This is a genomic window from Oxalobacter paeniformigenes (assembly GCF_027158465.1).
Lineage (GTDB): Bacteria > Pseudomonadota > Gammaproteobacteria > Burkholderiales > Burkholderiaceae_D > Oxalobacter > Oxalobacter paeniformigenes.
Genome location: NZ_JAMKYL010000008.1, coordinates 33920 through 56382, shown reverse-complemented (window position 1 = coordinate 56382; position 22463 = coordinate 33920). Strand labels below are relative to the sequence as shown.

The following is a 22463-nucleotide window of genomic DNA, read 5'->3' as shown; positions in this document are numbered from 1 at the left end:
CATTACCGGTGATATTGAGACTATCACCTGAGACAACTTGAGCACTTGCTATGTTGATCGCACCACTTGTAGCAAATATTGCCAGACTTGCAATCATTGTTACAACCAACTTGGTACCTGATTTTCCAACAGTAGCAGCTAGTTCACTAGCAACGACCAGCATACCCTTGGAGCGGCTGAATATCACCTTGTATATTTTATTCACGTTTCTCTCCTTCATCATCATGTTTACTTTTACGGGATAACCCGCTCAGGATGACGGCATTGCCAATGTCTGTTATTAAGCATTAACAGACAACAAAAGAAACGTAAATTATTGATTTAAATAATATTTAAAACAAAAAATCCATCAGCACAAAAAGAAAATGCCATGTTTTTCGCGATGATTATGGAATCGATATCTTGTTTATTGCATTACAGAATGTTACTGTCCAGAAGTCATGATGTACGGTCCGTTAATGCTTATTATCATTCACATGCTTCGTTACATTTACACAACAAACTCATAATTGAGACAAACTAACCTGCCTGTCTTGCACTCAGCAAAACCACAGCTCCACGATGCACATCCGCCGTACTGTACGCTTTGTCCAAAAAGAATACCGTTGATAATTCAGATAAAAAGAAAGATATGTCTGCGAGATATATCATATGGAATGACTTTTTCGCCATACATGACACAAGTGCGATGTCTTGTCGGTTATTCAGAAAACCGTATTACGCCGGACTGCCTCAAACGAACGGATCGATTCGGACAACAGTTTGCGCCATTGTTGCCGGTCCGCAGGCCGCATGAACCTGACGGATTCTTCTCTGTCCCGAGGCAAATCCGGCATCATTGCCAGTGCACGCGAAAGGCAATCGAAACCATGTTCCAGCGTTTTTTTGGCACGACTTCCCAGCGCGTTTTGCTCGGCCAGCATGACGAACTCCCCGCACAATGAACGATCCGCTATCCTGTGCCATTCAACCCGTGAGAAAACGGTCTCGCTCACTGTTTCGACACCATCCGGCATATCGAGCATGTCTTCCAAACAAACGATCAGGTTGCGCAAACGACCTTCCAGAATCGTCCCGTACATATAAACAAAAAGCTGGACATGATTGTCACGCTGTTTCTTGACATGAAAGGCCAGTACGGCGATCAGTACCAGTACGACCACGATACCGGCAAGCGGCAATATTTCCTGCATAGTGAACGACCCGGAACGGTATTTCAGACCTGTGATACGCCCCCGAAAACAGGCAAACGTATCCGATCCGCCAAAAGGCTTTTGCTATCATAAAAGCCAGAACGGTTTCTGGCTATTCCGACAATCAAGGTTTTGCCAGTCTGTCGTTTTTCTGAAAACATCCTGCCGGCTCGCATATACCCTCCGACATGGTAAACCATTGCAGCGCAATGCCACCGGAAACACATACTGCAGCACTCAGTCGGTTTCGTTATATTTCCTGTCGGAACCGCGTGCTTTTTCGACAGGATATTTCAGAGCGTTTTTTTTCATTTTCCGCAAGGCAGCCTGTTGCAAATCGATTTTCGCCAGTGACGCAAAGCGTATCAGATACAACAGAATATCGGCCAGTTCTTCCTCGGTATGTTGCCGTACCGCCGGCTCGGCGTCGAGTTCATTCCAGTCATGCTGGCCACGCGTCCACTGGAAAATTTCCAGCAATTCCGAGGCCTCGACAGAAAGTGCGGACGCGATATTCTTGGGCGTATGGAAACGCCGCCAGTCGCGTTCATCGGCGAACCGTTCCAGCTTTTCAGCCAGCATCGCATCATCGATCATTTTGCGCACTCCGTCTGTTTTCAGCGATGCTGTCGTCCATCACTGCCACATGACCGACATCTTCGGCAGCACTCATCCGGATTTTCCCGAAATCGCGTCCGCTGGGCTGCTGATAAGCGAACAACCCGAATTCATGCAAAATAGAATAAAGATGATCGAAAATATCCGACATGATGGCTTCATATTCATTCCAGTCCGTCGTGGTCGTATAGCAATAAATTTCTATCGGCAAACCGGTCGGTCCGGGATCCATCTGACGAACCAGTATCGTATCGTTTTTGGCGATATCCGGATGATTGTGCAAAAAACGCTCGACATATGCCCGGAAAGTACCGACATTGGTCAGGCGTCTCCGAATCGGGAAACCGGATTTTCCATCGTCGAAACGGCTGTTCCATTCCGCGATTTCCTTTTCTTTCGCGTCAAGATAATCACGCAAAAGCGGCATATCCCGAAGGCTTTCCCGTTCCTGTTCCGTCAGGAAATGAATACTTGTCTGGTCGATATATATGGCACGCTTGATCCGCCTGCCACCGGATTCCTGCATACCTCGCCAATTCTTGAACGGATCGGTAATCAGACGGCGTGTCGGAAACGTCGTGATCGTCCTGTCGAAATTCCTGACCTTGACGGTATGCAATGCGATATCGATCACCGTTCCATCCGCATTGAGATTGGGGACTTCGATCCAGTCACCTACCTTGACCAGACCATTCGCTGAAATCTGGATACTGGCGACAAGCGAAAGCAGCGTATCCTGAAACACCAGCATCAATACCGCAGCCATCGCACCCAGACCGGACAGCAAGATAATCGGCGATTTGTCTATCAGTGTCGCGATGATCAGAATCCCCGCAATCAGATAAATACCGAGTTTGAGCAACTGGATATATCCCTTGATCGGACGACTGGCTGCAATAGGCCGCTGGTTATATAACGTTTCCACGATATTGAGTACACCGCTCAACGCCATGGCAAGCGTCAGAATGATGAAAGAGGCAGCAACAGCACGAACGATGTAGGCAACCTTTTCCGGAAGATGAGGAACCCATGCAATCCCGTGCGTGAAAACCGTCGCAGGTACGATATTCGACAATCGTGCGATCACCTTGTCGATCAGATTGCCGCCGACCTCAGGTATCGGAGAAAGTTTCAGCGCACGACGCACCAGACGGAGCAGTATTTTCTTGACGATGAAATTGAGTATCCACGAAATGGCGATCAGCAAGGCCAATGCCGCCAGTGTGTACAAAAACGGCGAACCATCGAAAAAGGAAAGATACTCGTTGATCAGTGACATCATGTTGGCTATCCGGTTGGGCAATGCAGAACTGCAGACGAACCGTCAGGCAGCTCCTTTGTTATCGCAGTGGAATATAGCATATTCCCCCTTTGCCGGCTTTACGTCATGTATGAAAATGCGATCCTTCTTATGACACCATCCGGTACCGTCAACCGGACATTTGCCTGAGCATTTACGATAACGATTTTCCCCTCGGTACCACGCATTCACCGGTGAAATTGGTATCATGCACCATTATTTACCGACAAACAGGAACTGCCAGCATGACTACCGCATCGAACGATCAGGACTTCCCGCCAAAAGGTTTGAACCCCGAATCCGTATGGAAACATTTTGCCGCACTGTGCCGGATACCTCGTCCATCCAAACACGAGGAACGCGTCCGTGATTATCTCGTGCAGTGGGCAACCGGTCAGGGACTGGAAAGCATCATCGACCGCGGCGGCAACCTCATCATCCGGAAACCGGCCAGCCCGGGACGAGAAAACGCATCCGGCGTCATCCTTCAGGCACATCTGGACATGGTCTGCCAGAAAAACGATGGCGTTATACATGATTTTCACAACGATCCCATCCATCCCGTCATCCGCGACAACCTGGTACTCGCCGAAAACACGACGCTGGGAGCTGATGACGGTATCGGTGTCGCGCTGGCACTGGCCGCTCTGGAAGATAACACACTGGTACATGGCCCCCTAGAGGCATTGCTCACCGTCGATGAAGAAGAAGGCATGGGCGGCGCCAACAAACTGGAAACCGGTGTATTGCGCGGCAACATCCTGCTCAATCTCGATAGCGAAACCTGGGGAGACTTTTGCCTGGGCTGCGCTGGCGGCATGGACATTTCCGTTTCCCGCCCAGGCCATTCCGAACCCATCCCGTCAGACTGGCAAACGGTCTGTATCCGTGTCTCCGGCCTGCGTGGCGGACACTCCGGCATCAACATCCATGAAGGGCGTGGAAACGCCATCAAGATACTGGTAAGGATACTGAATGCGCTGCAATCGTCCCTTTCATTGCGCCTTGCCAGCCTGACTGGCGGTACGGCACGCAATGCACTGCCCCGCGAAGCATCCGCAGTCATCGCCATCCGCCCGGATGATATGGACACGCTCACAGAACGGCTCGGACAGTTACAGGCAATTATCCGGCACGAACTGGCCGGTGTGGACGAAAAAGTCCGTATCGATTGCGAACCTGCTACTGCCGTAAACATCATGTCCATTGCCGACCAGCACCTCTGGCTGCGTACCCTCCATGCCGCTCCGCATGGCATATGGCGCATGAGTCCATCGGTTCCCGGTGCTCCGGAAACCTCGAACAATCTGGGAACAGTCAATCTGCAACCGGATAACGGAGCCTGTACACTGATGGCTCGCTCGACGATCGACAGTGCATGCAACGCGCTGGCGGATGAAATCACCAGCCTGTTCATGCTGTCCGGAATTCCCGTCGTGAAAGAAAACGCCTATCCGGGCTGGGCGCCCGACACCACCTCTCCACTGCTGACGACCTGCCGCAACGTTTACCGGCAGACCTTCGGTCAGGAACCTGCCACCCATATCATCCATGCAGGGCTGGAATGCGGCATCCTCAAATCCAAATACCCTGTACTGGATACCATCTCCTTCGGTCCGACTATCCACAGCCCGCATGCGCCGGGAGAATCCGTCGAAATCGACACAGTGGAAAAAGCATGGCGATTCCTGAAAGCCCTGCTCGCTACCATCGACTGACAACATATCCGGAAAAATCGTGATACAGCCGCCGGTTGCATACCGGCAGCTGTATCACGGCAAACGTCGCCCCGCGAATCTCCCTGTCATTCTCTTCCGGACCATACAAACGATATAAACACGCGCCATATTCCGCTTTACGGCACGATCCATATACCAAAACGGAATATCTGCCTTTCGTAGCGCAACCAATACGGTACGCCGCTCCGTTATGCGGTCCTTCGTGCGGCCAGTGCACGATAAAAAGCAATCTCGTTTTCCCAGAGCGTCGTCAAATCGACTTGTCCACTTCTGAAAGCCTCCAGAAAACCGGGTAATGCTTCCATCGTGATATATCGGACGGATGATGCATTCCCGACATCCAACCATGCATCCGGGTCGTTGCCATACCATCCGATCGCATTATCGCCATCCATCAATGAAGAGACATCCTTGGCCAGGTTGTTCGGATTGTCATAAACATGACAAAAATCGTCTCCGTCATCAGCGACCTGTAATTGCAAATAACCACTCGGATAAAATATGACGCTCATCTCCATCAGCATGCTCCCGATTTTCCGTTACAAACCGTTTGAACCGGTTTCTATCATATCCGAAAACCTTACACAAAGACCGCACCGCCTGCCGGCCTCCCTTGCCAGAAAACACAAACATACCGCGACGGACACGACGACAACACCAGACATATTCCCATCATCTGCGACTCGATATAACCTGCCGACAAACGACAGCAAGATTTTTGCACCATCTGTCATTTAACCGATCGGAAAATGACAACATACGATCACGACGCAAACCGAACAGACAAAAGCCAGCGTATCCATGATTTCCGAAACAATGCCGTTCATGTACTCCCCTTTCACGAAATACTGTCAATACATACAGTCTATCATACTGTATAAAAAAACAGTACTTTTTTCTTTCACCTGCCCTTCAGGCAATATCACAATGACCTGCTTACCATCACCCCATCACAAGAAACGACACCGCTTCCGGTGAGGACATCTCCATCATTCATCTGTAACGAACTGTAAAAAAACATTCCGCGTGCAAGACATCCTGCCATAATGTGTTTCACATCACCCTAATCAAGAAAAAACACCTGCAAACATTACTGTTTGCAGGTGTTTTTTCATCTTCCGGCCGCAGTTTCCGTCATCTGCACACCATCACGGATAGTGCTCCATAAACCTCTTTATCTCCATTTCCTGTGGACCACTTCGTGAACAGTACACCTTTCTCCTTGCGGTACAATCATTTGTACTTCCTGGCAATCAAACAGGCGTTTCCTTCATCCGTTCCCACAGCAACTTTCATCCTGTTTCCCGAATTCCATCGCCGATGTTCTCCATAAAAAAACCGCTTTTTCCGCTATCAAAACAAACGATTCACCAACAACATTAAAATCTTTCAGTGAATCGCCGGAAATGCAATATGAACGTTCCGGCAACATGTCCTGATAACGTGACAGGCCCGCCTTTGCCTCTTCACCACACTCCATGCACATCACGCCATCAGGACATAAAAAAATCTCCCGTCAGCAAAACGGGAGATTTGCAGACAGGAATGGCTATCGATCACTCATTGATGTCGAGCAGACCTGAATAGCTGACGAATGCTTTTTCGCCACGATAAATCGGCAGGGGTTTTTCACCTTCTTTCAGCGGGGTATCACGCTGCTGGTTTTCATTGGCGAAGCTGACATAAGCGAAATTGCCTCTGGCGCCTTTTGCCTTGTATGCGGCCTCGATTTCGTGGATATTGTCTGGAATTTTCGCTTCCTGCGGATAACGGACAGCTTGCACGACAACCCATTGCAGCCCTGTGTCGCCACCCATCCAGATCGATGGCTGCAATTCCGGATTGCTGTTCGATGCCGTAACCTGTTCCCCACTTTCGACCAGATTCTTGCGAACGACCTGAACGGCGAAATCATGCAATTCCCAATCTGTCATTTCGATCTTTTCGTCGGTGACGAGATCTGGCGGATTGACCGGCTTGCGATCTTTCAGGGAAAGCAGTCCCCAGCCTTTTTCCGTCGGCAACCAGTATCCGAACGAGAATCGCATCGGCATGATACAGGCATGTCCTTTGCATTTTTCCGCGATTTTCTGCAAGGCCGCTTCAGAACCCGGTGTCTTGAGCTGACCGTCCGCATCCTCGATCCGGACAAAAAACAGCTGATTGCCGAGACGGAACGAAAGATGTTCCATAAACGGCTGATCCAGATGGGCGCGTATCCATACCGGACCGCCTTCCACCTGACATTGCAGGTGACGTCCCGCTGCCTGCCAGCACTGGATGAAATCATCGGTTACAACTGTGGATACTTGTGTTTCCTGCATAATGTTTCCTGTTCAATGGGGGAATAAAACCGTATTGTACCGGACATTGATGACATACTGGTTTGCCATCACAGCAACCGGCAGCAATATCATATCATTATGTTCTGAAATGTTTGTCGACCAGATCCTGAGGCGAAGTTCCCCGGATAAATTCCGATTCGACGATCTGTATGAACGGCTGTTTGCCGCCACACCGCCGTATCACAGGCGTCGGACGCAATCCTTTTTCCAGCAATACCTGTACCAGCTGGAAATAGTAAGGCAAGACACCTTCGATGAAATCCCAGCGTTTCGGCGCAGCGATGGAATACAGCCAGCGATCGACAAAGTGCGCCGGATCCTCGCCTGTTCTGTGCGATTGCGCGATAGTTTCATCATACGCTTCTTTCAACACTTCTTTCAGCAAGGTTTCTTCAGCGCCTTGTATGCGCAATTCACGGATGACGTGGATTTCATATGCCTGTGGTGTCGGATACTGTTCTCTGAATGTCTGTACGGATTGCACGCCGCTTTTGACTTCGTTGACGATCCGGCTTTTGCCGAACCATTTTTTCAGGACACCCAGCAGAAACACGATTACTACCGCCCCAATGACGGCTGTCACGATCACCCATGTCTCCATTCACTCGCCCCCATAATCCCCCGAATTGTCTTTCCCGTCCCATACATTCCGATACAACGGTCACGGATGTCTGTTCCGTATTTTATCCCATGCATACCGTGCATGCCGCTAATTTGCCGGCTCGCCACATTCAGGCAAATCATCCCAGGATGTCGTATAACGCGGCGAGGCCTTTTCCTTTTTTGGCATCCATCGCCGGCTGAGTCTGTCGTCCTGTGACAAACGCAGCGTACCGTCTCCGAAGCGAGCATTGATGGTATCCATGATTTCATCGATCCGCTTTCTTTTTTCTCCCCCCACCGAAAACAGATCGGAACAGCCACTGTCGGCAGAGGACAATTCGCTGACGCATAACCCACCCTTTCGGTATTCATGTCCGTTGCGGTATATCCGTCGCAATCCATGCATGGCATACCGGCTGATTTCCGCAGTGCTATCTGTCGGTTCTGCAAACGGCATGCAAAAACAGGGGTGATATTGCGGCTTGTCCAACCTGAAAGGATCGGTTTCCAGAAAAACCTGCACCATACCTGCCACCAGTTTTTCCTGACGCAACTGTTTGCCAACATGGGCTGCATGAAACGCCATCGCGTTTTCCAGATCGTCCAGACGGGTAATACGCACTCCGAATGATCGGCTCGACAGTATCTGTCGTCTGGGCGGTCTGACTTGCGTGATATCGAGACAGGAAACGCCACGCAACTCAAGAATCAGCCGTTCCATCGTCACACCGAACTGCGCACGCATCATCCGGATATCGGCATCATGCAGCTGTGCGGCATTTCCGATCCCCATTCCTGCCAGAGTACGAGAGAGCCGCCGGCCGATTCCCCATACTTCTCCTGCCGGAATTCCCGACAACAGTTCCCGCTTACGCACCATATCCAGCGTATCGCAGGTAAAAACGCCTCCGGATACGGGATGTTTCTTTGCCACGAAATTCGCCAGCTTCGCCAATGTTTTGGTCGGTCCGATGCCGACACAGACCGGTATGCCGACTTCACGCCAGACGGTTTCCCGAATGGCAAACGCCTGTTTGAGGACATCCGTTTGCCCGGTCATATCCAGAAACGACTCGTCCACACTGTATTCCTCATGTACCGGAGAAAAAACCGACAACAGCCGCTTGACACGGTTACTCAAATCGGAATACAGCGGGAAATTGCTGGAAAATACGATGACTTCACGATTTTTCGGTACACTGCTGACCTTGAACCAGGGTACCCCCATACCGATACCAAGTGCCTTGGCTTCATTGCTGCGCGAAATGACACAACCATCATTGCTTGAGAGCACAACGACAGGACGCCCCTCAAGGTCGGGTCGGAATACCCGCTCGCAAGATACAAAAAAATTGTTGCAATCGACCAGTGCGATACACCGCTCCATCCGTTTCTCCGCACAAACCGCTTCCGCTGCCAAAAACCGGCTTGCTTCGCCAGACTCCATTTGCACCGGCATCGCGAAATACTGTGATTATATACAGTTATTTGTCTTGTGAAAATGCCATGCCGAACGGATCGGATGATCGTCGGACACAATCGGAAAGCACAACCCGGGTGATTTCCTCAAACGAACATGTTATGGTGTGGCCAAACCAATTCCACCGATACCATGACGATTGAAATTCCTTACCGCTGTCCGGACTGCCGTTTCGAACGTATGCTTGTATATGGCACACAATGGCAACATGTCGACGAATTGCACCGTTACCGACGCGATATCCAGCGAGGGAAATATGGCGATGTTGCCGGAAAGTGGCTTGCGCGGTATCCGGATGCCATGCTTGTCATCTCGACTGCCTTGTTCGCCTGCCGCCGCTGTGATGCACTGCAAACCGCAGAACGGCTTTCACTGTATGCGTCCGGCAAACAGGTATGGGAAATGCCGGTCCGCTGCATGTCCTGTCATGCACCGTGCCATGTTCTGGATAAACCGCCGTCATCCCTGCCATGTACCGCATGCGGCAAAATTTGCCTGCGCCTCTGATGCTTTCCACGATACCTGCCAATACCATAAAAAAGCACGTCCTGTATCCAAAGAAATCAGGAAAAACTGCTGAAAACCTTGTCGATTTATCATTTTTTTAGCGCCAAATTTCCATAAAATTGCGAATTTTGCACATAAAATATATCTAATATGTCTATTGTAGACATTTTGCGATATTACAAAAACCGCTACACCAAGACAGCATAAATTGCTCTTACTTGACAGTTCAAGGCTAATTTATGAGTAACAGCATCGCTGCACGGCTTGGTAAAAATATCGCCGCAGTCCGCAAGGCCTCAGGAAAAACACAAGCGGAAATCGCAGAAAAAGTCGAAATCGATACCGTATCGCTTTCCCGTATCGAACGTGGTATCGTTTGCCCGAGTATCGCCACACTGGATCGCATCGCCAAAGTACTGGACAAACCGCTGGGAAGGCTGTTTGACAGCGTCTCTTCCGGAACAACGGCGCTGGCCGACGATATCATCACCATGCTGGAACCATTGTCTGAAAGCGACCGGCTTTTTCTGCTGGAACAAATCCGTTGCTGGGCCAACCGTCTGGCGAAAAAACCATAGCTTCTCCGAATATTACACAGACCGTACGTGTCGATCCGTCACGGTACGATCGCTATCGTCCATTCTTCACACTGGATACCCGTACAGCAATCACGCCCGATTCGCAAACGGGAAACCGCCTGTTTGCGCCTCGCCGAAAACGACTTGTTCGACCCGTCCGAAATCCAGATACCGGCTGTACAATGCATCGGCCAGATCCGGTTCACCAATCATACGATAGGCGTCAATGCATGCTTCCAGCGTCAATGCCCCGAACCCGGAAACTGCCGGATCATCGGACGCCAGATGTGCACGATAACGTGCCACAGCACGCTCACACAAATCATTCTGCGCCGGATAGATAACGACGAACCGGCCGGTATCGTAACGCCCGTTACAAACCATCACCCGGCTCAACATATGCTCGCGCCACAGTTGCTGTATCGGACTTGCACGCAACGCCACCGCATCGGCATCCCTGTACAACCCGACAAGACGCGACAATTCATCGTGGCGCGCTTTCGGACGCGTCGCAGCTTCCGCCATGGATTCGGTATATTTGACCTCGAGGGCGATATGTCCGCTTTCACCACCTGTCGTCACACATTCCACGAGCACATCGAACGCCGTGTAATCGCCGGTATAATCCGGATCGCCACGCGCCGGAGAATGCTCGAAATAAATTCCCTCCACACTCTCGACATAATCCGGAAAAAGATACCTGAAAAACCGGTTAGCCTTTTCGTCATCAAGTTTCAGTTCTCCGAACAGATTGAAGCACAACGGCTGACTGGACAACAGATTCATCCATAGTCGTTCCTCGTCGATCAGCGCACCGGTTTCCTGATAAACATATTCCCTGTACGCCAGTGCAGCGATTTCCGGCGTCAGAAAATTTCTTCCCTTCAATCCGCAATCTTCACTGATAAGGCTGCCGATTTCTTTCAGACCATTCCGGCTGTCATGACAACTTCCAATCGGCAAATTCCTTTCCTCACGCCACAACGCCTGCAACAGACGCGCCGCCGCCATGAAACGGTGATCTCCGGGTTCATTTACCTTGTGCGCCTTCAGAATATGTTTCGGAACACAGGGAAGTTTTCTGTTTTTCATGATGCCAGTCCTTTTTCATACAGCCGAGGCAAAACCACCGGCAAGCAACAAACGTATCTTTTTCATGCAAGACAGCCTGTTTCCGGATTCCTGCGTCCTTGCCATCCACTTCATGTACATACCATCTGCATGAACAGATACATCATATGGCGTGTATGCGACAAACCGTTTCGCATACAAAAACGCTCCGAATACGTGCGTTCCATTATGGAAACACATCCCGGACCGTGACGATCCACAGCCTTCATCCGGCTTGCGACATCCTTTTATATCATCCCCGCGTATATGGCGGACACGACCGCAAACATGCGAAAGGTTCTGCCGCCATGACCGGCAGCATCGACACCCTAAAAAGAAGAAAAAACGGAGAGAAAATACCAAGTGGACAAACGGCAGTATCCGCAATCAGAAACGCCTGCCGCCTCCGGTGCCTCGGCATCGGTAAAAACGACGACAAACAAGTCGGCTGCCGTCAAACACTATTCTTCGGTATCCTGACGCGAGGAAGATGCACACGACGAAAGCTTGTCGACCCAGCGCTCGATTTCTTCCATCAAAAACAGCCGTTCGGCCTGACCGAGCTTTTCCAGCTGCGCAATTATGTTTTCCGCCATCACAACCGAACTGGACGAAGCCGATCCGATCAACTGCCACAACGCGACCCCCAGTTCATCGGCGATTTTGTCCAGCGTCGGGATACTGGGCATGATGATGCCACGCTCCATTCTCGACAAGGAGCCCGTATCGATCCCCAGCTTCTCGGCGACATCGGCTTGTGTCCGGCGAACGGCTTTCCTGGCTTGCGCGATATTGCGTCCTATACGAGCCGCAATGTTCTTTTCCATAAGCAACCATGACCATTTCAGATATGCAAAGTCATGTTGTCTTATGCCAAGACATTTTGTAACATCATAAAATGCCATATCAGGCGTATAACGCCCTTATTTGTCCAGCTTATTGTTTTTTGCGCCCGTTGCTGGCTATCTTTCTGAAAATAAAGGCAATCCCGCCATTCCGATCAAAAACAGGTATTCGGAACCGGGGATGCGTAAGCATTGCATGTGCTTTCGGTTATGGGTGCACGATATCCCTTCCATGCCTGCCGCAATCTGCCTAATACCACCCCATCCGGTTCGCCTGCAACATGTTTTAGCGCATGCGTGGCATATTACGATATACCGTATTAGTTCATCGTATCCGTCATAACCGGATCATGACACATACAAAACAACCTTTTCCGGAAAACACGCGACAAAATACAAGCACTTGTGCTCTGCCAACCTGTAAACGTCAGTCTCCGGCATACGTCCTGACACATCCTGCAAAGCATCCTTCGCCCGCATGTACTGCAAGCGCTGCTGCACAGTATGACGACACACAATACCTTGTACTATGAACTGGCGAAATGACCGATTATCTGACAACCGACGACATCACCGACATCCATGCCACACCTGTTTCGACCTTGCGTGGCATGAGCCGCCTGCGGCGTCATTCTCCACATCAAAGGCATTACGCCGGACGGTGACAACGGCGAAATATACCGCCAGATCATCCAGTGGATCGCCCACTGACACAGGACGCCTGCGAAAAATCACCACCGGTTGCGTAAACCGGGGGACAACAGCGGCATAAAAAGATAATAACGATTTGTGCAGAAATTTTGTACCGATCTTGAAACGATCATTCACAGACTGAACCATTTTGCGGTCAGTAGAAGGGGAGTAGCCTATCCCAAAAACCGTCTTTGGAAGATTTTCCAAAAAAAAGACCGCCAGAAAACTGATCTTTGGCGGTTTCTTTTGCTTGTACTAGCGACTTAATCTGTGGCTTGGAAAGCGACACAACGCTATACAATGTTCCCGGATCGATGTTGTCATCACGGTCGTATGGCTGGCTATCATGGAATCGTCCCAGAAAGGTGCTATGCTGATTCCGCAACAGAAAAGCGCAATTGAAAGTAGAAAGAATTTCTGCCCATCTCTGATATATCCACAGAATGCGTTACAGGTTCTAAAATAAAATATTACCATCTTTCATTGAATGGAACATGCACTAATCGCCACCAACATCTCCTTTCCATTTTCCGGATACATACCATGCATTCCTGAAAGGCAAACAAAAATGCCAAATAATCGATATTTGTTGATTCCTTTTGCTTTTACAAGCAGACTAATCTACAGCGTAATATCAATAGTAAATTATTTCAAAATGTCATAAACTGATATAGATTGTGCATGCATGATTTGTTCTTGTGTCATTGCATTCTTAACTATTAGCAACCCATTTTTTGCATTTTCAGAACTATTTGCAACATGACTAAACAAAACATAAGCATAAATCTTGTTTTTGGGGACGCCATTTCCATCGTAATAAGCCCATGCCAAGCATTCTTGCGCAATAGCGTGACCTTGTTTTGCTGCTTTTTTCAGCCAATACACTGCTTTTTTAGGATTTTTTTTTACGCCTTGCCCAGACATATACATACTACCCAAGGCTGTCTGTGCGTTGGGTTCTCCTTGTTCCGCTGCCTTTGTTCTCCAATAAACAGCTTCTTTATAGTTCTGCGAAATTCCTACTCCAACGAAATAGGCATATCCCAACGAGGATTGGGCAAGTGCATATCCCTGTATTGCTGATCTTTGCCACCAATAGACAGCTATTTGCGGTTCTGGTTGCACAAATTGCCCATTAAAATATAAATTTCCTAATGTATATTGATCAGCTGCATTACCACCCGCTGCACTGATCATTAATTGCTGAATCTGGTAATTGACTCGCTGGAGTTCTTGTCTCCTATTTTCTTCTTCCTGATATTGCCGCCTCAAACGTTCATTTTCCATCTCTTCTCGTATTGCCTGCTGACGCAATATTTCATTTTCATAAACACGTCTTTCGGCATTAGACCATACCTCTCCCAGAGTCGGCATACGTTGCGCATAGGATATATTCAAAATTAAATATAAAAACAAGTATAAAAAAATCCTTTTTCCTAACATAATAATCCTTTAACCTTAATACATCAACAAGAATATTTAATATTTACATGTCACACTAAAATACTTTCGCTGAAGTAGGGTCTTTTAAATTTCTCGTAAATGTATTACACAGAAAGCAATATCCCCCATTGAAATTCGCCTTTAAGATTAGACGTTGAATTCTTATTCAACCATAAAACTCTTGTTATTTTATAGCAGTTTCTTACATTTTTTAAACATATTTTTATCATTAAAAATAACCAAATCATGATGAACTGCCGCCCCCATCACGTGGTTATTTCACGAGTGAATAGCAGTACTTGCCCCATGCTTCCATGATTTTTTGCGTTCTCCTGGCAGCCTGGCTCGGTCATAGGCTCCCTGATAGGCATAGTACTTCCCGTGTACCATGCACAGTTCCACTGCTTCCAGATCAAACAGACGGTTGTTTCCCAGCTCATCATCTTTTGCCCACGTCGTGCACGTCGAACACGCTGTCCAGCGTACTGTAATGCGTCATGGTTTGCCTCGCTCTGCGCACATGTTCGGATCAATCCGGCCACTTTTTATGCAATCCATCAATGAGCATTCTCATGGCATCATCCGATAAATGTGTTTCCTGATTGCAGGTGAAGACATAGGCGATTCCGGATAGCGCACCAGATTCTCGAGCAATTTGATAGCGTAACTGGATATAAAGAGGGTTCTGTCGCGCTTGGGTATTTTGATCTTGTCATGTTCCACGGGAACGACCCATATTCCCTTCTACAGATCAAATTCTTTCCAACGCGCCAGTCTGACTGCCTGTGAACGGGCAGCCATCGGTATGCTGAATTCGACTGCCTTTGCTGACATGGATAGATAGCCATGTATCTGCTTCATCAGTAACGGCAATTCCTTTACAGAGCAGGCAGCAAAATTTCCCTTTGCTTTCCGGTGCTTCTGCATGGATCCCATCAATACGCCCAGTGCACCATGCATGTCAGCCTGATTTTCCCGATTCTATCCTTTATGCAAGACTATCGCACACTGGAATATCTTATTGATATAGGTTCTGGTTTTTTTGCGATTGCCGGAATGAATTGCCAGATCAGTTCCATATTTTTGCGGATATCTTCCGACGCGATGGTTTCACCACCCAGAATTGGAAAAACGTGTTTCTTCAGAATCTGTGGCGACCTTGTTCGCCTTTGCATTCTGGCACCAGCATCCATTCACTATTCTGTCATGCACTCTCAAGCGTGATCTGCTCAAATGTTATGGTATCCAGTTCCACCTTTTGAACAATTTCTGTCTCAACTGTTCCTTTTCCAGTTTGCGCTATTCGACAGTATTCTGCACTGCATTGATCTTTTTTCTTTGTTCATGCGCATCGATGCGTGCCTGTTTCAGTGAACATTGTGGATAGTTTCCAATCTTGAAATCATGACGTTTTTTCGTGATGTCGGTATAACGCAAAAAGAAGTAAGCCTGACGTCCTGCTTTTTTAATATAAAGTCCCTTGGCACCGCCTACCGCATGAACACCATTTTTCAGATTTTTCACTTCTATCGCAGTCAGTTCCCGTGCTATCTTCGGCATATTTTATGATGGTTAATTTATACAGTGACCTTTTAGAACTCAAGAAACCATCATTGCAACCACCATAAAGACATGGATTTTATAAAACCACAATAAACCTTATGAGACAATAAACTCACATAAGTGATTGAAAGATAAAAAAATCCCAGACGTCTTTTGACTGTCTGGGACTATGTTCTGGCGGAGAGAGGGGGATTCGAACCCCCGATAGGCTATTCACCTATACACGCTTTCCAGGCGTGCGACTTAAACCACTCATCCATCTCTCCTGCAATGGACTACTTGTGAAGCGTCGCATTGTAGCATAAAGATAAGGAAAAACCTCATCTTTATGCCATTTTTTTGCATTCTCACAACGATTGGCGCAGTTGTTCGAGGATGGCAGGGTTTTCCAGGGTGGAAATGTCTTGCGTGATTTCCTCGCCGCGTGCGATGACACGCAAGAGACGTCGCATGATTTTGCCGGAACGCGTCTTCGGCAGGTTTTCGCCAAAGCGGATTTCCTTGGGACGCGCGATCGGGCTGATTTCCCTGGAGACCCATTTCCGCAGGTCGGATGCGATGTGTTTCGCAGCCTCACCTTTGGGCAGTTCATTCTTCAGAATCACGAATGCGCAAATGGATTCACCGGTCAAATCGTCCGGCTTGCCGACGACTGCCGCTTCGGCGACCATCGGATGCGCCGACAGGACGGACTCGACTTCCATGGTTCCCAGCGCATGACCCGAAACGTTGAGAACGTCGTCGATACGGCCGGTGATGGTGAAATAACCGGTCTGCGGGTCACGGATCGCGCCGTCGCCTGCCTGATACAGTCTGCCACCCAGTTCTTCCGGCCAGTAGTGGGTCTTGTAACGTTCATCATTTCCCCAGACTGTCCGTATCATGGATGGCCACGGACGATTGATGACGAGAATGCCGCCCTGCCCCCATGGCAGTTCCTGCCCGGTTTCGTCGACAACACTGACCGACAGTCCCGGCAACGGAAGCGTGCAGGACCCTGGAACGAGCGGTGTCGCGCCCGGCATCGGAGCGATGACGTGACCGCCGGTTTCCGTCTGCCAGAAGGTATCCACGATCGGACAACGTTCTTTTCCGATATGCCGGTAAAACCACAGCCATGCTTCCGGATTGATCGGTTCTCCCACAGAGCCGAGCAGGCGCAGGCTGGAGAGGTCGTAATGTTCCGGCGCAACGCGATTGTCTTCACTGCTGGCTTTTATCAGCGAACGAATGGCGGTCGGTGCCGTATAGAAAATACTGACTTTGTGTTTGTCGATCATTTCCCAGAACCTGCCGGCATGCGGATAGGTCGGCACGCCTTCAAACAGCAAAATGGTCGCACCGGTCGCCAACGGACCATAGGCATTGTAGGTATGCCCGGTAATCCAGCCGATATCGGCGGTACACCAGAAAACGTCCGAGGGTTTGATGTCGAATGTCCAGCGCATGGTCATGATCGCCCAGAGCAAGAAACCGCCGGACGCATGTTGCGCGCCTTTTGGATTGCCGGTCGAACCCGATGTATAGAGGATGAACAAGGGATGTTCTGCATCGACCCATTCCGGTTCACATTCCGCTGATTGCCGTGCCATCAGTTCATCCATCCAGCAATCGCGTCCTTCGGTAAAGGGAATGCCATCGCCAGTGCGACGGTACACGACGATGTTTTTGACCGTATGGTTATCGTTCAGTGCGAGCGCTTCATCGACGATGGCTTTGAGCGGCAAACGGCGGCCACCGCGAATTTGCATGTCGGCCGTGATGACTGCGACGGCGCCGGCATTGACGATACGTTCGCCCAGTGACGGAGCGGAAAATCCGCCGAATACGACGGAATGGATTGCGCCGATCCGTGCACATGCCTGCATGGCGACGACGGCCTCGATCGACATGGCCATATAAATGACGACGCGATCGCCCTTGCCGACACCAAGAGATTTCAGACCGTTTGCCAACCGGCAGACACGTTCATGCAGTTGGCGATACGTGACTTTCGTCACGGTACCGTCATCTGCTTCGAAAATGATGGCATCCTTTTCCGCATTGCCGTTTGCAAGATGTTTGTCCAGACAGTTCCATGATACGTTGAGTTCACCGTCCTCGAACCATTTGTAAAACGGTGGATTGGTGTCGTTGAGGACTTTGGTGAACGGTTTGTGCCACAACACGTTTTCCCGTGCCAGTTCTTCCCAAAAGCCTTCATAATTTTCTTCCGCAGCACGGCACAGTGCGCGATAGGCGTCCATTCCCGGAATCGCCGCATTTTTCACGAAATCGACTGGTGGATAATAAAAAACGGTTTCTTTTTTTTCAGCTGGATTCGCTGCCATTTGCTCACTCCTGTATGGATGGTTCGCCGGTATGCTTGGCCGGCACGTTCATGCCGCTTCTTTTGAAGGCGACTGTTTTTTTACAATTTGGCCGGATCATTTTGCCGTCACTGACGGTACTGTCCGCTTCTTTATGCATCGGTACGCTGTCCGGACATCATTTATATATCGAAAATAATATAGGTTATATGATATTTTAATCTAATTCGAAAAAGATAGCGCAAGCAGACTTTTTCGTCAAACGGGGGCCATGTTTTTTTGCCAGTTTCATCCCGGCACATGCGCAGTACGAGCAGAAACCTTTAAAATATTCTGTTATGTCCCAAACTTCTTTCCCCCTCTTTGAACCGGATAACGCACACTTATGACTACGCTCATCAAACAGGACGATCTGATCGAATCCATCGCAGCCGCACTTCAATACATCAGCTACTATCATCCTGCCGACTATATAAGGCATCTGGCACAGGCCTATGAGATCGAACAAAGTCCCGCCGCAAAAGACGCCATCGAACAGATTCTGACCAATTCACGCATGTGCGCACAGGGCAAGCGGCCGATCTGTCAGGATACGGGTATCGTCAATGTTTTTCTGAAGGTAGGTATGGATGTGCGGTGGGAAGGATTCACCGGCAGTATCCATGACGCGATCAACGAAGGGGTCCGGCGTGCCTATACGTTCCCTGACAACAAGTTGCGCGCGTCGGTCGTGGACGACCCGCAATTTGCACGCAAGAACACCCAGGACGATACGCCGGCCGTCATCATGATGGATATCGTGCCGGGCAATACGGTCGAGGTCACGGTCGGCGCCAAGGGTGGTGGTTCGGAAAACAAGTCTTCCCTGAAAATGCTCAATCCGTCGGACTCGATCGTCGATCATGTTATCGAGACTGTCCGGCACATGGGGGCCGGCTGGTGTCCGCCGGGTATTATCGGCATCGGCATCGGCGGTACGGCAGAAAAGGCTGTGCTGATGGCAAAAGAAGCGGCGATGGAATCGCTGGACATGGCCGAACTGAAACAACGTGGTCCGCAAAACCCGCTGGAAGCTCTGAGAATCGAACTGTATGACAAAATCAATGCACTGGGTATCGGCGCACAAGGTGTCGGCGGCATGACGACGGTACTGGATGTGAAGATCAATATGTATCCGACACACGCGGCGTCCAAACCTGTTGCCATCGTACCGAACTGTGCTGCGACGCGCCATGCACATTTCGTTCTGGACGGCTCCGGTCCGGTCTATCTTGAACCGCCGTCGCTTTCCGACTGGCCGCAAATCAACTGGCATCCGGATACCGAAAAATCTGTTCGCGTTGATCTTGATACCCTGACAAAAGAACAGGTCACGTCATGGAAGCCGGGACAGACATTGCTTTTGAACGGAAAGATGCTGACGGGCCGCGACGCCGCCCACAAACGGATCGCCGATATGCTCGCCCGCGGCGAAAAACTGCCGGTCGATTTCACGAACCGCGTGATCTACTATGTCGGCCCTGTCGATCCGGTACGCGACGAGGTAGTTGGTCCTGCCGGTCCGACGACTTCGACCAGGATGGACAAGTTCACGGAAATGATGCTTGGCCAGACCGGTCTGATCGCCATGGTCGGGAAAGCCGAACGTGGTCCCGCGGCTATCGATGCCATCAGAAAACATGGCTCGGCCTATATGATCGCCGTCGGCGGTGCGGCTTATCTGGTCGCGCGTGCGATTCAGAAAGCGCGTGTGGTGGCATTCGCCGATCTGGGTATGGAAGCGATTTACGAATTCGAGGTCAAGGATATGCCGGTTACAGTCGCTGTCGATGCAAAAGGTACATCATTGCATACGACCGGGCCGGCGGAATGGGCCATCAAGATCGCCGCTTGTCATCACGATACGGCCGCAACGAAAGCCTGATCATGCTTTCCGCTTCCGGTCCGATAGGCGTTTTCGATTCCGGTGTGGGCGGGTTGTCCGTTTTGAGACATATCCGCGCCCAGCTGCCGGATGAAGATTTGATCTATTTCGCCGATTCAGGCCACGCGCCGTATGGCAGCAAGTCCGAGGCTTTTGTCATCGACCGTTCATTCAGGATCGCCGACTTTCTGTTGTCGCAAAAGATCAAGGCGCTGGTGGTGGCATGCAATACCGCGACCGCAATGGCGATTCATCTGTTGCGGGACAAGTATCCCGATTTGCCGATCGTCGGTGTGGAACCCGGCCTGAAACCGGCCGCTGCAAAAACCATTACCGGCATCGTCGGTGTGATGGCGACCGAACGCACGCTTTCCAGCAACAAGTTCCATGTCCTGCATCAGACGCTTAACGACAGGACAGGCGTGCATTTCATCATGCAACCATGTCCCGGCATGGCTGATCTGATCGAGCATGCCGAACTGGATTCCGAACCGATCCATGCACTGGTGCGCCGCTATCTGACGCCGCTGCTTGAACAAAAGGCCGACACGGTGGTGCTGGGTTGTACGCATTATCCGTTCGTGCGGCATGTGATCGAAAAAATCGCAGCCGAATCCGGCTGTCCGGATCTCAGGATCATCGATACCGGTTATGCGGTCGCACGCCAGTTGACGCATCTGCTCGATATTTATGCCATAAGGCGTGGCAAAACAGACTGTGCCTCCGCCATGCAGGCTTATACTTCGGGCGACCCGAAAACGATCGGCCATCTCATTGCACGGTTATTGCAAACCACTATGCCGGTCGCCTATATTTCACTGTAACGGTTTTTTTATGCACACCGTATTTTTCACCGATACCGGAGAACGATCATGAAACGTTTACTGCTTTTGCTGCTGCTCCCGCTGGCAGCGTGTACGACGCCCGACAGCAATGACTTCAACCAGAACCTGTTGCCGCTGCCGGAAAATGCGACAAGCTACCAGTGCGACAGCGGCAACCGTATCATCGTGACCTATACCGGCAGCGACAAGGCCGAGCTGCTTTACCGGCAGGAAAAAATCGCGATGGATATCACCCGTTCGGCCAGCGGTGCACGCTATGCGGGTGAGGGACTCGTCTGGTGGATCAAGGGTAACGATGCCAACCTGTTCATGGCGGACAAGGATAACGATACCGGCAAACAAATCGAACGCTGTACGGTCGTGCTGAAGTGAACGGCCAAACGACAGATTGCGGATACGGCTGACGACACGAAAAAACGTGCCGTGAACGCCGTCAGGCTTTCCGTCTTCTGTTACCATTGTCCTGATTCCGTTTCAACCTACCGATGGAGGATGTATTCGTGAGCACTTCAGTCAAAATCACCGTACTGGTCGATACCGAGTCGTTCGACGAAAATCTGGCCAAGGAACACGGTTTTTCAGCCTGGATCGACGCAGGCGACCGCCATATCCTGTTCGATACCGGCCAGATCGGCGGCATGCTTTCCAATGCGCAACGTTTGGGTATCGATCTGAAACAGGCCGATACGCTGGTATTGAGCCATGGTCATTTCGACCATACCGGCCAGATTCCGCAGTTCCTCGAACAAAACGACAAGGCGCAAATTTATTGCTGCTACAACCTCGATATCACCCGTTACAGCTGCAAGATCGGTACGGCGCCACGTTCCATCGGTATGCCGGAAGCGTCGCGGCAGGCACTGGCATCCATTTCGCCCAGCCGCATCCATGAAGTGAATACGCCACGCTACCTGACTCCGCATATCGGCATCACCGGACCGGTACCGCGCACTTCCCGTTTCGAGGATACCGGCGGCCCGTTCTTTCTGGATGATCACCGCGGTGTCGACGATCTGATCGAGGACGATCAGTCCATGTGGTTCGAGACCGACAAGGGCCTGCTGATCCTTCTGGGCTGCTGCCATGCCGGTCTGGTCAATACCGTGGAATACATCAAACAGATTTCCGGTATCGACAAGGTTCACGGCATCATCGGCGGCATGCATCTGGTCAATGCCGATGAAACGCGCCTGCAATATACCTTCGACAATATGAAGCGCTGGAAACCGGATATCCTGATTCCCTGCCACTGCACGGGCGCGACACCGGTCGCCCGGATGATCGAGGCGATCGGCAGCGATATCGTCAAATGGGGATGCTCCGGTTTTACGGTGGAAGCCTGACTGATAACTGACTAGAGGAGAAATT

General features: G+C 50.2%; 22 protein-coding genes and 1 tRNA gene. 8 read left to right on the top strand and 15 right to left on the bottom strand.

Going from position 1 to position 22463, the window contains the following annotated elements; all coding sequences use genetic code 11:
- From NAI64_RS08485 to NAI64_RS08470, 4 genes are all read right to left on the bottom strand, one after another.
- On the bottom strand, positions 1 to 205 hold a 205-nt coding region (locus NAI64_RS08485), incomplete at its 3' end, for an ESPR domain-containing protein (RefSeq protein ID WP_269299593.1).
- Between the two features lie 499 nt (positions 206 to 704).
- Complete coding sequence (locus NAI64_RS08480) at positions 705 to 1193, bottom strand: hypothetical protein (protein ID WP_269299591.1); 489 nt, start codon at positions 1191 to 1193, stop codon at positions 705 to 707.
- A gap of 237 nt (positions 1194 to 1430) precedes the next feature.
- The gene (locus tag NAI64_RS08475) at positions 1431 to 1790 is read right to left on the bottom strand and encodes a nucleotide pyrophosphohydrolase (RefSeq protein ID WP_269299589.1); all 360 of its coding nucleotides are present in this window, start codon (positions 1788 to 1790) and stop codon (positions 1431 to 1433) included.
- Complete coding sequence (locus NAI64_RS08470; protein WP_269299587.1) at positions 1780 to 3093, bottom strand: mechanosensitive ion channel family protein; 1314 nt, start codon at positions 3091 to 3093, stop codon at positions 1780 to 1782. The genes NAI64_RS08475 and NAI64_RS08470 overlap by 11 nt, the downstream gene beginning before the upstream one ends.
- Positions 3094 to 3356: 263 nt before the next feature.
- Between NAI64_RS08470 and NAI64_RS08465 the strand changes: the two genes are divergently transcribed.
- Positions 3357 to 4829, top strand: a complete 1473-nt coding sequence (locus tag NAI64_RS08465) for an aminoacyl-histidine dipeptidase (RefSeq protein ID WP_269299585.1) — start codon at positions 3357 to 3359, stop codon at positions 4827 to 4829.
- Positions 4830 to 5038: 209 nt separating this feature from the next.
- Here NAI64_RS08465 and NAI64_RS08460 read toward each other — a convergent pair whose 3' ends face one another.
- From NAI64_RS08460 to NAI64_RS08445, 4 genes are all read right to left on the bottom strand, one after another.
- Positions 5039 to 5362 (bottom strand): hypothetical protein, encoded by a 324-nt coding sequence (locus tag NAI64_RS08460; RefSeq protein WP_269299583.1) that lies wholly within the window; start codon positions 5360 to 5362, stop codon positions 5039 to 5041.
- Positions 5363 to 6406: 1044 nt separating this feature from the next.
- Complete coding sequence (locus NAI64_RS08455) at positions 6407 to 7174, bottom strand: hypothetical protein (RefSeq protein ID WP_269299581.1); 768 nt, start codon at positions 7172 to 7174, stop codon at positions 6407 to 6409.
- Positions 7175 to 7271: 97 nt separating this feature from the next.
- A complete protein-coding gene (locus NAI64_RS08450) occupies positions 7272 to 7796 on the bottom strand; it encodes a hypothetical protein (protein ID WP_269299579.1) in 525 nt (174 codons plus the stop codon).
- A 108-nt stretch (positions 7797 to 7904) separates the two neighbouring features.
- On the bottom strand, positions 7905 to 9245 hold the full coding sequence (locus NAI64_RS08445; protein WP_269299576.1) for a Y-family DNA polymerase: 1341 nt from the start codon (positions 9243 to 9245) through the stop codon (positions 7905 to 7907).
- 165 nt (positions 9246 to 9410) lie between these two features.
- Between NAI64_RS08445 and NAI64_RS08440 the strand changes: the two genes are divergently transcribed.
- Positions 9411 to 9785, top strand: coding sequence for a hypothetical protein (locus tag NAI64_RS08440; protein ID WP_269299574.1), 375 nt, complete (start codon positions 9411 to 9413; stop codon positions 9783 to 9785).
- A 239-nt stretch (positions 9786 to 10024) separates the two neighbouring features.
- Positions 10025 to 10363, top strand: coding sequence for a helix-turn-helix domain-containing protein (locus NAI64_RS08435; RefSeq protein ID WP_269299573.1), 339 nt, complete (start codon positions 10025 to 10027; stop codon positions 10361 to 10363).
- A 90-nt stretch (positions 10364 to 10453) separates the two neighbouring features.
- On the opposite strand, the gene NAI64_RS08430 is transcribed toward NAI64_RS08435, so the two are convergent.
- Both NAI64_RS08430 and NAI64_RS08425 read right to left on the bottom strand, forming a co-directional pair.
- On the bottom strand, positions 10454 to 11455 hold the full coding sequence (locus tag NAI64_RS08430; protein WP_269299571.1) for a PGN_0703 family putative restriction endonuclease: 1002 nt from the start codon (positions 11453 to 11455) through the stop codon (positions 10454 to 10456).
- Positions 11456 to 11934: 479 nt separating this feature from the next.
- The gene (locus NAI64_RS08425; protein ID WP_269299570.1) at positions 11935 to 12300 is read right to left on the bottom strand and encodes a helix-turn-helix domain-containing protein; all 366 of its coding nucleotides are present in this window, start codon (positions 12298 to 12300) and stop codon (positions 11935 to 11937) included.
- Positions 12301 to 12860: 560 nt separating this feature from the next.
- On the opposite strand from NAI64_RS08425, the gene NAI64_RS08420 reads away from it, so the two are divergent.
- Positions 12861 to 12983, top strand: a complete 123-nt coding sequence (locus NAI64_RS08420; RefSeq protein WP_269299568.1) for a hypothetical protein — start codon at positions 12861 to 12863, stop codon at positions 12981 to 12983.
- A gap of 673 nt (positions 12984 to 13656) precedes the next feature.
- Here the strand turns inward: NAI64_RS08420 and NAI64_RS08415 are convergent.
- From NAI64_RS08415 to acs, 5 genes are all read right to left on the bottom strand, one after another.
- Positions 13657 to 14454, bottom strand: a complete 798-nt coding sequence (locus NAI64_RS08415) for a tetratricopeptide repeat protein (protein WP_269299566.1) — start codon at positions 14452 to 14454, stop codon at positions 13657 to 13659.
- 744 nt (positions 14455 to 15198) lie between these two features.
- Complete coding sequence (locus NAI64_RS08410; RefSeq protein WP_269299565.1) at positions 15199 to 15414, bottom strand: hypothetical protein; 216 nt, start codon at positions 15412 to 15414, stop codon at positions 15199 to 15201.
- Between the two features lie 339 nt (positions 15415 to 15753).
- Complete coding sequence (locus NAI64_RS08405; protein WP_269299563.1) at positions 15754 to 15978, bottom strand: Arm DNA-binding domain-containing protein; 225 nt, start codon at positions 15976 to 15978, stop codon at positions 15754 to 15756.
- Positions 15979 to 16192: 214 nt separating this feature from the next.
- Positions 16193 to 16283 (bottom strand) — tRNA-Ser (locus tag NAI64_RS08400).
- Positions 16284 to 16364: 81 nt separating this feature from the next.
- Positions 16365 to 18347 carry an acetate--CoA ligase gene (acs, locus tag NAI64_RS08395; protein WP_269299561.1) on the bottom strand — a complete coding sequence of 661 codons (1983 nt, stop codon included), beginning with the start codon at positions 18345 to 18347 and terminating at the stop codon, positions 16365 to 16367.
- 364 nt (positions 18348 to 18711) lie between these two features.
- Between acs and NAI64_RS08390 the strand changes: the two genes are divergently transcribed.
- The 4 genes from NAI64_RS08390 to NAI64_RS08375 all read left to right on the top strand — a co-directional run bounded on the left by NAI64_RS08390 (position 18712) and on the right by NAI64_RS08375 (position 22438).
- Entirely contained in the window at positions 18712 to 20250 is a 1539-nt protein-coding gene (locus NAI64_RS08390; RefSeq protein ID WP_269299559.1) for a fumarate hydratase, read from the top strand.
- Positions 20217 to 21074, top strand: a complete 858-nt coding sequence (murI, locus tag NAI64_RS08385; protein WP_269299558.1) for a glutamate racemase — start codon at positions 20217 to 20219, stop codon at positions 21072 to 21074. Before NAI64_RS08390 ends, murI begins: the two co-directional genes overlap by 34 nt.
- Positions 21075 to 21122: 48 nt before the next feature.
- The gene (locus tag NAI64_RS08380; protein ID WP_269299556.1) at positions 21123 to 21467 is read left to right on the top strand and encodes an MliC family protein; all 345 of its coding nucleotides are present in this window, start codon (positions 21123 to 21125) and stop codon (positions 21465 to 21467) included.
- A gap of 128 nt (positions 21468 to 21595) precedes the next feature.
- Positions 21596 to 22438: an MBL fold metallo-hydrolase gene (locus NAI64_RS08375; protein WP_269299554.1), complete on the top strand. Its 843-nt coding sequence runs from the start codon at positions 21596 to 21598 to the stop codon at positions 22436 to 22438.
- Positions 22439 to 22463: the final 25 nt, after the last annotated feature.